Annotated in this window: 9 protein-coding genes; 5 read left to right on the forward strand and 4 right to left on the reverse strand. The window is 59.6% G+C overall.

The features are described from left to right. The coding region (locus WD429_RS01615) for an acyl-CoA dehydrogenase family protein (protein WP_368420426.1) at positions 1-195 on the forward strand (195 nt) is incomplete at its 5' end. A 93-nt stretch (positions 196-288) separates the two neighbouring features. Here the strand turns inward: WD429_RS01615 and WD429_RS01620 are convergent. Genes WD429_RS01620 through WD429_RS01630 form a run of 3 tightly spaced genes read right to left on the reverse strand, consistent with a single transcriptional unit; the run spans position 289 to position 5,050 of the window. Continuing rightward, positions 289-1,845 (reverse strand): FGGY-family carbohydrate kinase, encoded by a 1,557-nt coding sequence (locus tag WD429_RS01620; protein WP_368420427.1) that lies wholly within the window; start codon positions 1,843-1,845, stop codon positions 289-291. Then, a complete protein-coding gene (locus WD429_RS01625; RefSeq protein WP_368420428.1) occupies positions 1,842-3,446 on the reverse strand; it encodes an FAD-dependent oxidoreductase in 1,605 nt (534 codons plus the stop codon). Before WD429_RS01625 ends, WD429_RS01620 begins: the two co-directional genes overlap by 4 nt. Next, complete coding sequence (locus WD429_RS01630) at positions 3,443-5,050, reverse strand: FAD-binding oxidoreductase (RefSeq protein WP_368420429.1); 1,608 nt, start codon at positions 5,048-5,050, stop codon at positions 3,443-3,445. Before WD429_RS01630 ends, WD429_RS01625 begins: the two co-directional genes overlap by 4 nt. Positions 5,051-5,151: 101 nt before the next feature. Here WD429_RS01630 and WD429_RS01635 point away from each other — a divergent pair, with 101 nt between their 5' ends. Then, entirely contained in the window at positions 5,152-6,195 is a 1,044-nt protein-coding gene (locus WD429_RS01635) for an AraC family transcriptional regulator (RefSeq protein WP_368420430.1), read from the forward strand. A gap of 128 nt (positions 6,196-6,323) precedes the next feature. On the opposite strand, the gene WD429_RS01640 is transcribed toward WD429_RS01635, so the two are convergent. Then, entirely contained in the window at positions 6,324-7,646 is a 1,323-nt protein-coding gene (locus tag WD429_RS01640; RefSeq protein ID WP_368420431.1) for a DcaP family trimeric outer membrane transporter, read from the reverse strand. 330 nt (positions 7,647-7,976) lie between these two features. Here WD429_RS01640 and WD429_RS01645 point away from each other — a divergent pair, with 330 nt between their 5' ends. The 3 genes from WD429_RS01645 (at position 7,977) to WD429_RS01655 (ending at position 11,219) form a co-directional block, all read left to right on the forward strand. After that, positions 7,977-9,173 carry an acyl-CoA dehydrogenase family protein gene (locus WD429_RS01645; protein ID WP_368420432.1) on the forward strand — a complete coding sequence of 399 codons (1,197 nt, stop codon included), beginning with the start codon at positions 7,977-7,979 and terminating at the stop codon, positions 9,171-9,173. 10 nt (positions 9,174-9,183) lie between these two features. Next, a complete protein-coding gene (locus tag WD429_RS01650) occupies positions 9,184-10,326 on the forward strand; it encodes an acyl-CoA dehydrogenase family protein (RefSeq protein WP_368420433.1) in 1,143 nt (380 codons plus the stop codon). 131 nt (positions 10,327-10,457) lie between these two features. Next, a complete protein-coding gene (locus WD429_RS01655; RefSeq protein WP_368420434.1) occupies positions 10,458-11,219 on the forward strand; it encodes a class II aldolase/adducin family protein in 762 nt (253 codons plus the stop codon). The last annotated feature ends 88 nt before the right edge of the window (positions 11,220-11,307 follow it).

The raw sequence follows: 11,307 nt of genomic DNA on the forward strand, positions 1-11,307 counted from the left end.
CGCAACAACTGCGGCAAAGCCCTGGACATTGCCCGGGTTGCCCGTGACATGCACGGCGGTAACGGCATCTCCGACGAGTACCACGTGATCCGCCACGTGATGAACCTGGAAGCGGTGAATACCTACGAGGGCACGCACGATGTGCACGCCCTGATTCTGGGCCGTGGCCAGACCGGGATCGCAGCGTTCAGCTGATACCCTGCCGTAAAGAGTGTCGGATTACGCCGTTGGCTAATCCGACACTCCCGGATCGAGGCATGCGCTGGCCGTTTTGTACGCGATGCGGGCCTACCTCGGGTAACCGGTGATATCACGAATACGCGCATACAGCGGCTGCAAACGCCCGTACATGCCCTGGTAGACTTCCCGATACAACCGGTCATACAGCTTCCGGGCTTCCTGGTTTGGCTCGAACACCTGTCCCACCCGCGTCATTTTCTCAACCGCCGTTTCGAAATCCGGGTAATAGCCCATGCCCACGGCTGCATCGATTGCGGCTCCCAGCCCTGACGTTTCATAGGTATGAGGACGTTCCGCCGGCAGGCCGAAGATATCCGCCGTCAGTTGCATGGCGGCATCACTCTGGGAGCCACCACCGGCCACCCGCAAACGGGTGATCGGTACGCCGGTGCGTTTCTCGATCCGCTCCTTGCCTTCACGCAGGGCATAGGCGAGCCCTTCCAGAATGGCACGGTAAATATGCGAGCGGGTATGCACATCACCGAAACCGATGATCGCGCCCTTGGCCTCGGGCCCCGGCTGACGAACGCCCGGTGACCAGTACGGCTGCAGCGTCAGTCCCATGGAACCCGGTGGCACTTCGTTAACCAGTTCGTCGAACAAGACTTCCGGCTGGATTCCGCGCTCCTCGGCGATGCGCTGTTCCCGCTGGCCGAACTCCCGTTTGAACCAGCTCACCATCCAGAAACCACGGTAGATCATGACCTCAGTACAGTAATGGTGCGGAATTGCCGAGGGATACGGCGGCATAAAACGGATCGGTTCCACGTAGCGGGCACTGTTGGTGTTGATGGTGGCCGTGGTGCCATAGCTCATACAGCCGATGTCCGGCGCATGACCGCCGGAACCGAGAATTTCACAGGCCTTGTCCGAGGCCGCGGCCATGACAGGAAGCCCCTCGGGGACACCAAGGTGGCGGGCGGCTTCGGCTTGCAGCGCTCCGATTTTCTCCCCCGGTTGCACCAGTTCCGGCAGCATGGACGGTCTAATCGGCATCAATTGCCATTTGAAGTCCCGTTTGCCGGCCCAGGTCTGACGCTTGTAGTCGAACGGGATATAGCCCACCTGGCTGCCAACAGAGTCCACCATACGGCCGGTCAGACGCCAGTTCAGATAACCGGAAAGCAGGACAAATTTGTCCGTGCGATTCCAAATATCAGGTTGATTCTGGGCAATCCAGTTGGCCTGGGCATTTTCCCGAAACTGTCGGATGGTGCCCTGTAACCTCAGCAGCCTGAAGAACCAGCCCCATAGCCCCCGCACCGGGCCATCCACGCGGGCATGGCGCTGGTCCAGCCAAGTGATCGCCGGGCGCAGTAAGTCACCGTTGTGATCCAGATTCAATACGGTGCCACGCTGGGTGGTGACAGTGACCGCCTTGACCTCGTCCGGGCGAGCATCCGTATCCGCCCAGAGCTTGTTGCACGCCTTGCCCAGACTTTGCCAGTAATAGTCGGGGTGCTGTTCAGCCCAGCCAGGCTGATCCGAGAAATAGGGTTCGATTTCTTCCTTGCCCTTGCCAACCAGTTCGCCCTCCAGATTGAACAGCAAGGCCCGCACGCTCTGGGTGCCGTTATCGATGGCCAGAATCAGCGGAGCCGTCATGATGCGCCCACCCCTTCATCAGGCAGACTGTAGGCCTGCCGCCAAAGCTCAAGGTATTGATTCCGTTCCACCTGCCACCGTTCAGCGGACCAGTCCAGCACGGGAGTGCAAAGCGCCTGCAAACGGTCGAGGGCGACCTCACCACCCCGGGGGAGCAACAGTCCGACCCGGGTCCGTCGCAGGAGCAGGTCGTCCAGCTGCTGGATGCTCTCATTGGCGGCACTCCACACCAGCTCGGCCCAGAGGGTGTCAGTGTCCGCCACCGGTCCCAAAGGCCCAGCCACGAGTACCTCGGGCAGCCGCTCACCATAATGGCCCTGCAAACGCCGCCATTGACGGCAGGAAATCGATGCGGGTCGCCTCCCCGGCGGCGGTGGGTGCCGGAACATGGGCGCACTGGAGCTTGCGGCTTCCAGCTTGTCCAGATACGGCAGTCCCCTGGTGAGGACATCCTGGGCAATCAACCGGAACGTCGTGAGTTTGCCTCCGGCAACACTAATCACGCCACCATCGTCCCAGATGGCATGCTCCCGGTTTTCCTTTGAGGGGTCTTTGGCGTTCCCTCCCACCACCGGACGCACACCGGCCCAGGTACTCAGCACATCGGAGGGGCCGACGCCGCTGTCCGGGAAAACCTGGCCGACGATCGCCAGCAGGTAATCCACCTCCTCCGGTGTGATGCGGGCATCGTCATCGAGGGTCCGCGAGTGATCCAGGTCGGTGGTTCCGACCACCGTCACCCCTTCCCAGGGGAAAATGAAGACCGGACGGCCATCGTCCGGATGGAACAGGGAAACGGTACAAACGACAGGCAAGCGCCAGGAGGGGAAGACCAGGTGGCTGCCGCGCAGGGGGCGGATCGTCTTCTCCGCACCCAACTGGGAGCGCAGGGTGTCAGTCCAGGCACCGGTGGCGTTGACTACCAGATCGGCGCTGACCCCCAGGGTCTCGCCATTCAAGACATTGCTGATGTGCAGTTTTTTCACCCGACCAGAGTGACGCTCTACTTTCTCGGCACGCACATAGTTGAGCACATCAGCGCCATCACTCACCGCCTCATGCAGCGTACGCAGAACCAGGCGGGCATCATCGGTTACCGCATCGGCGAAGCGAGTGCCACCATACAGGCCATCACGGTTAAGGCCGGGCACCCATTCGAGAACCCGGTCGCCCTTCAGGTATTCGTGATTGCGTTCTCCCGCCATCCAGTCGTATACCGACAGCAGGGCTCCGAACAGCCGTGGCCCGGGGAATTGCCGACGGAAGTGCGGCATCACGAAGGGCAGTGGATCCACCAGGCCCGGAGCTTCCTGCAACAACCGCTGACGCTCGCGCACCGCGTCCCGCGTCAGCCCGAAGTGCCCGCTACCGAGATAGCGCAGGCCGCCATGGACCATCTTGGAAGAACGGCTGGAGGTGCCCCAGGCAAAATCCCGCTGTTCCACCAGCAGGGCCCTGAGGCCGGCCCGTGCCGCTTCCCGCAGAATGCCGGCCCCGCTGATACCACCGCCGACGACGACCAGATCATAGTGTTCCTCGCCGCCACGCAACCGATCAAGCACCGACTCACGCGGCCAGGCCGGCAAGTTGGCACCTGTCATGATCCGGATTCCTCCTGCAGCAATGTACCCGGATTAAGACGCGCATCGGGATCAAACAGGTCGCACAGGGAGCGAATGGCCTCCATACCCAGTTCGCCCTTTTCCACCGGCAGGTAAGGCGCGTGGTCCTTGCCGACCCCGTGCTGGTGGCTGATGGTGCCACGGTTCTCAACGATCAATTGCGACGTAGACTGTTTGAGCTTTTGCCAGCGCGCGTGGGTCGTGGCGTAATCATCCGCGGCGCGGAAAACGTAGGTGGTGTAGATGCTGCAGCCCTGGGTGTAAAAATGGGACAGGTGAGTGAACACATGCACGGCCTCACCTTCTTCGGACAGGCCATGGCGAAGGTTGTCCTCCACCCGGTTGATCATGTTGTCCACATTGTCCCAGTCCGTGGCGGTTTCCAGCGTGTCCACGGCGAAGCCCATTTGCCAGAGGGCTTCGCGCAGGTACGGCATGGTGAACCGTTTCACGGCCCACTTACGGCCCATATGGGTACCGGTATAGACACCCCGGTGAGCTTTACTGTTACGCCGGACTTCCCGCAGGGCGGCGCGGCACTGGGTTTTGCTGCCGGTCAGACCGAGCGTCATCATGCACTTGCCGTCGGCCACGCCACGGAAAGCCAGGTATTTCTCCAGAGTCCCGATCAGTTTCTCATGGCCGGCCAGTGCCAGCTGGGTTTCGGTTTCCCTGGCGTTGCTTACCCGGATCATGGACAGCTGGACCCGCGACTGAACCAGGCTCCGGGACGCATCGCGGGCGGCCGCCCAACTTGGAAAGAAAATAACGTGGAAGGCCTCCTTCTCCGGCAGCGGTGAGACCCGCACCTTAACCTCGGTAATCAATCCCATGCGCCCTTCCGAGCCCATAATCATCTCGCGAATGTCCGGTCCTGCCGAAGACGCCGGAATGGTGGGAATGGTGAGTGAACCGCGAGGGGTTTCCATGCGTCCGCCGGCAAATAACTGCTCAATGCGTCCGTAACGCAGGGACTGCTGCCCACTGGATCGGCTCGCCACCCAGCCACCAATCGTGGACAGTTCAAAGGACTGGGGGAAATGCCCCAGGGTGTATCCCTCCGCCTTGAGCTGGGCTTCCAGCAACGGCCCCGGCGTACCGGCACCGAAGGTGGCAATATGGCTCTCGTGATCCAGGTCCAGCAAACGATTCATACGTGCAAGGCTAATGGTGAGCACCGGCTTGTCGGATTGGTTGGGGTTAATGTGACCGGCCACGCTGGTTCCGCCGCCGTAGGGAATGACGGTTGCACCGGTTTGCGCCGCCCATTCCAGCAATTCCCGCGCGTCCTCCGAATTCTCCGGGAAGGCAACACCGTCCGGGAAAACGCCAAACTCACCGCTGCGCATGGCCAGCCAGTCTGCCAGACTCTGCCCGCGGGCATGGCGGACGCGGGTTTCAGCGTCAGTCATCACCTTGTCGTGTTGTGGCAGGCGGGTTTCCGGCACTCGCGCCAGTACAGACGCCAGTGTGGCATCGGGAAGCGGCTGGGCCCGGCCGATCCGCTCGGCAAGAAACGCCGAGCCATTGGCAGGCAGCTCCAGATTGAATTGATCATCACCCCAGCCGTTCCAACGTCGCATTTGTGGCTCCTTGTTGTCGTTTATGCAGTTACACTAAGGTGTAGAATATTACCCTTTACCACAATCCTGTCACGGTCGATCAGCGACAACTGAATGAACAAATGACGACAGACAACAGCCTTGGCATCGCCTCAGTCGCCGCCGCACAGCAGTATCTTCGTCTGGCACAGGACGAAGGCCTGGACATTGCCGCCCTGTGCCGTAAAGCCGGTCTGCCTGCCGACCTGCCAGCCATGTCACAGGGCCATGTGCCCGGCAAGCATTTCCAGGCGTTGATCCGTATCCTCGCTGAACAGACCGGCAACCCGTTGCTGGGACTGTACAGTGGCGACTACGTCCAGCCCGGGTCTTACAATGTGCTGGGCTACATCACCATGAGCTGTGCCACCCTGGGAGAGGCGATCGCACGGATCGCCCCCTACGAGAAACTGGTGGGCGACATGGGAGTGACCCGGGTCTTGCGGCAGGGCGGTGACATGCACCTGATCTGGGCTTGCGCCTATACCGACCCGGCAGTGCGCCCCCACATGATCGATAACGTCTTTGCCTCCTGGATACAGTACGCCCGCTGGCTCTCAGGTCATGATGGACCGGTGCCACTACAGGTGGATCTGGAGCACCCCTCACCCGGAGCCGGACTGGAAAGCGCCTACCGCGAACGCTGGGGCTGCCCGGTGCGGTTTGACCAACCGGACAGTCGCATCCGTTTCCACCAGTCATTGTTGAACTCGCCCTTGCGTCAACCGGACCCGGACCTGAGACAGACTCTGGAGGAACATGCCCGAACCCGTATGGAGACCCTCGGCGACCGCGATGGTCTGGCCACTCGCGTCAGACATGCGATCTATCAACAACTGCGACAGGGAATGACCCGACAGGATATGGTGGCCGAGCAACTGGCCATGACGGCGCGGACACTGCAGCGCAAACTGGGCGAGGAGGGCCTGTCCTATCAGCGTCTGCTGGATGACATCCGGCACGAGTTGGCGCGAGACTACCTCCTCAATTCCCAACTCAGTATTCAGGACATTGCATTGCGTCTGGGATTCAGCGAGGTGCGCTCCTTTCACCGACGATTCAAAAACTGGACGGGGAACACACCGGGTGACTTCCGGACCAAAGCACAGGACAGCTCCACGCCCTAGCAGGAGTGTTTCACGCCACAAGGCAATGTGCCGGCCAAAAAAAAACCCCGGAGCGGGGGAACACGCCGGGGCAAAGCAACGGTGCAAAAGCACCTTAGAATCGTCGTATTGGTTAACCGCTTAGCGGATCAAAAGCTCAGCTTCGCGGACGCCATCACCTGCTCATACTGGTTGCTGCTGCTGGTGGCGATCTCGCCGAAATCCCAGTAGGAATATTCCAGACCCAGCGTCAGGTTCTTATGAGCGGACCAGAGGATGTTGGCGTGAACCGACGTTGAGGAATCGAAATAACTCAGCGTACCGGCCGGGGACGCTTCCAGATCGTCCACAATTTCGGTGTGGGAAACGGTCAGGTTGCTGCGCCATGTCGGCGACCAGAAATGGCGATACGCGGCCGTGGCACCATAGGTTTTCAGGGGTTCAACATCGCCCTGAGCCAGGGCTCCCAAATCCACATCCGGGTAGGTCAACAGCCCCATGTAGCGGCCAATCGCACCGTAGCTGTATTGCAGGCGCAGATCATCACGGCCAATGGTCGGGATACGCGCACTCAGGGACACCGCACCGTCGGTTCGGGTTTCGTCCGCGGCGTTGTCTTCAAAGTTTCGCAGCAGGCCGGCAATGGAGTAGAAGCCGTAACTGCCGCGGATCTGGTAGCGCATGGCGAGATCCGGGTAGGACTGATCGTCATAGGAGTTGCCGTAGTAACCGTCCTCGGGGTTTTCCAGGGAGACCATCAACTTCCCACCTGGCACGGCCATGTTGTAGCGAATTTGCGGCTGGGTGACATAAATGAAGGCCGCCTGCTTGCCTTGCCCCAGAATTTCCGGCATCGCCGCCAGATCGGTAAAGGTGGTGTAGGTCTGGCCGAAGTCCCAGTTATTCCAGGAACCGTAAGCCTGACGCAGGCGTGGAGAATAACTGTTGGAGACAATCTCGTTACCGGTCTCGCTGAGGCCGTCGTTAAGATCCTGGTTGAAGTCCATCTCCAGGTAGGTGGTCAGTGTGTGGCCAGCAACGTCGTCGGTCTTGGTACCGATACTGATGCGTGATTCCCGGGCGGAGAAACCGGTTTTCCAGTCGCTCTCATCGGATGCGGCAGCCTTGGCGTAGGTCCGTGGCAAACCGACGCTGTAGCTGTTGAAGCTGCCGTTACCATCAGAACCGAAAATGGCGTCAGCCTTGATGAAACCACCAAATGAAATGGTGGTGGCACCAATCTTGATCCCGTCGCCGTCACGTAACAGATAGCTGTTGTCTTCTTCCAGTTCCGGCGCGGTGGACACCGCACCTTCCAGTTTGCTTTCCAGCAACTGCACCCGCTCACGGAGTTCGCTGAGCTCAGAGCTTTGTGCCAGAGCGGAGCCAGAGCCGAGAACGATCAATGGCAGGCCGGCGAGGGCAACGGCACGGGCCAGTGGGCGTGCGTGGAAACGCGTTGTTGTTGTCATCTCAAACCTCTTAACGGAGTTGATTGCATGTCGTTGTTATTGAAATTTCCGGTGCTGATACTCAGCCACACCAAATCAATCACGCTGTTTCACTGTGCGGTATTTAGTGATTTATAGGTTTCGCATAGCAGTATCAGCTTCCGTGTTTGCGAATATAGACGATGCTTTTCACATCAACAAGGCTTTGAAACTAAATTTTGATGAAAGTCGTAGTTACTGTGTGTTTTCCAGTTTCATTATCATTGACAGCACTGCGATCTTTGATTGATCATTGAGTAATTCTGCTATGCGGTATATATTTTCGCTGTAATGCATTGACGAGGTTATCCGATGAACATGAACTACACGGCCGAGGAACTCGCCTTCCGCGACGAAGTGCGCGCGTTCCTGGATGAGAAGCTGCCGGCGGACATCGCCGCCAAAGTGAAAGGGTTCCGCCGCCTGTCCAAAGAGGACCACCTGCGGTGGCAGAAAATTCTCTGTGCGCAGGGTTGGTACGCCACCCACTGGCCGGAAGAATACGGCGGTGTAAAATGGACCCCGGTACAGAAGCACATCTGGGACGATGAGTCCTGCCGCTACGGCGTGCCCCGCTCCATCCCGTTCGGGGTGAACATGGTGGCACCGGTCATCATCAAGTTCGGTAACGAAGAACAGAAGCAGACGTACCTGCCACGCATTCTCAGCGGCGAGGACTGGTGGTGCCAGGGTTATTCCGAGCCCGGTGCCGGCTCCGACCTCGCCTCGCTCAAGACCCGCGCAGTACGTGACGGCGACCACTACATCGTTAGCGGTCAAAAAACCTGGACCACCCTGGGCCAGCACGCCAACATGATTTTCTGCCTGGTACGCACCAACACCGAGGTGAAAAACCAGGAAGGCATTTCCTTCCTGCTGATCGACATGAACACGCCGGGCATTACCGTGCGCCCGATCATCACCCTGGACGGCGAGCACGAAGTCAACGAAGTGTTCTTTGAAGACGTCAAAGTGCCGGTTGAAAACCTGGTCGGCGAAGAGAATAAAGGCTGGACCTACGCCAAGTACCTGCTCACCTACGAGCGTACCGGGTTGGCGGGCATCGGCATCTCCAAAGCCGCATTGACGCACCTCAAGCAACTGGCCAGCCGCCGCCTCAAAAATGGCAAGCCGCTGTTGGAAGATCCCTCTTTCAGCCAGCGCATCGCCAAGGTGGAAATTGACCTGACGGCCGCCGCGATCAGCAACTTGCGCATCATCGCCTCGGTGGAAGGTGGCGGCGTGCCGGGGGCGGAAAGCTCCATGCTGAAAGTGAAAGGCACTGAAATTCGTCAGGCCATCAACGATCTGGCGCGTCGCGCCATCGGTCCTTACGCGCTGCCGTTTGTGGAAGAAGAACTGACAATGGACTACGACGGCGACTTCCTGTCGGACGAAAACGCCGCACCGCTGTCCGCGCAGTACTTCAACAACCGTAAGCTCTCGATTTTCGGCGGGTCCAACGAGATCCAGAAGAACATCGTGTCGAAAATGATTCTTGGGCTTTAAGGAGGCGACCATGGATTTCCGACTCAACGAAGAACAGCAGATGCTGCAGGACACCGTGGCCCGCCTGGTGCGCGGTGAATACAGTTTTGAAAAGCGCCTGGAATTCAGCGAAACCGAACTCGGCTTCAGCGCCGATTTCTGGCGGCAGCTCAGTGAACTGGGCCTGACCGCCGTCCCCTTCTCTGAAGAGCTGGGCGGCTTTGGCGGTGGCGGTGTGGAAGTTCAGTCAGTGATGACCGAACTGGGTCGTGGCCTGTGCCTGGAGCCGTACCTGCAGTCCGTCATTCTCGGCGGCGGGCTGATCGGTCAGGCTGGCAATGACAGCCAGAAAGAACAGTGGCTGGCTGGCATTGCCAGCGGCGAGCTGAAAGCCGCCGCCGCTCTGCAGGAGCCGCAAAGTTTCTACAACCTGAACGACGTGGAAACCCGCGCCGAGAAAAGCGGCGACGGTTACGTGCTTAACGGCCGCAAAGCGGTGGTTACCGGTGGCCATTGCGCCGACCTGATCATCGTATCGGCCCGCACCTCCGGCGACAGCCGCGACGCCAGCGGCCTCAGCCTGTTTGCCCTGAGCCCGGACACTGCCGGTGTCGATCGCCGCAGCTACCCCACCATCGATGGCTCCAAAGGCTGTGACATTACCCTGAACAACGTTCAGGTTGGCGCAGACGCACTGCTGGGCACCGAAGGCCAGGCCGCCGAGGTGATCGAATACCAGGCCGGTCGCGCCGTTGCAGGCCTGTGTGCGGAAGCCGTCGGCGTGATGGAGATGACCAACGAACTGACGCTGGACTACCTCAAGCAGCGCAAGCAGTTTGGCGTACCCATCGGTAAGTTCCAGGTGTTGCAACACCGCATGGTGGACATGATGTCCGAACTGGAACAGGCCCGCTCCATGGCCATCCTGGCCGCCAGCGTGGCGGACAGCGAGCAGAACGATGAACGCCGCCGCGTGCTGGCCGCCGCCAAGAATGTGATCGGTCGTGCCGGTCAGTTCATTTCCGAAAGCGGCATTCAGATGCACGGCGGCATTGGCATGACCTGGGAATACAACTTTGCCCACTACGCCAAGCGGCTGATCGCCATCAATCATCAACTGGGTGATGACGATTTCCATCTGGAGCGTTACGCCTCTCTGCTACAGGCAAGTTAATAGGCTTTGGACTTGTGAGCCTGGGACCTCTCGATCCAGTCAGAGGTCTTTTTGCGGGGGTGGCGTCAGCTACCCCCTTTTTTATTTAGTACACTGCTGAAATGACCCTTCAACGGTTTAAGGACATCATCATGACAACAACAAATGACCCCTCGAACGAACAGGATCTGAGAAAAGCGGAATGGAAGGTGCGCACTGAGCTTGCGGCGGCCTATCGCCTGGTGGCGCTGTTTGGCTGGGACGATCTGGTGTTCACTCATCTGTCCGCACGGGTGCCGGGGCCAGAGCATCATTTCCTGATCAATCCCTACGGCCTGCTGTTCCATGAAATTACCGCGTCGTCGCTGGTGAAGGTGGATAAGGACGGTCAGGTGGTGGAATCCGGCGGCGTCAGCCGGGTGAATCCTGCCGGTTTCACCATTCACAGCGCCGTGCACATGGGCCGTGAGGACGCCGGCGCGGTGATGCATCTGCATGCGCCCGATGGCGTGGCGGTGTCCGCCCACCGGGATGGTCTGCTGCCTCTGAGCCAGACCGCGATGTTGTGCCTGGATCATCTGAGCTATCACGATTACGAAGGGGTGGCGCTGAATCTGGATGAGCGGGAGCGGTTGATTCACGACCTCGGTAACAAGTCGATGATGCTGCTCCGCAATCACGGCGTGCTGACGGCGGGCCAGGATGTGCCGGAGACGTTCACTTACCTGTATTTCCTGATGAAGGCCTGTGAAATTCAGGTTAAGGCCCAGAGCTGCGGGCCGACCTATATGCCTTCGGAGCAGGCCATCAAGACGACGGCGGATCAGTCGCAATCATTGGGTAGCGCTTCGGCGTTGACCTGGCCGGCGCTGGTTCGGCTTTTGGACAGCAAGAATCCTGGGTACGCTGTTTGATGCAGTGCCGTGTGCGCCATGGAAGGCGGATGTCTTACCGGGACACGCTGTGAATACGTCCCTGTACGCTCGACCAAAACATCCCTGT

The organism is Marinobacter sp. (assembly GCF_040904845.1).
Taxonomy (GTDB): domain Bacteria; phylum Pseudomonadota; class Gammaproteobacteria; order Pseudomonadales; family Oleiphilaceae; genus Marinobacter.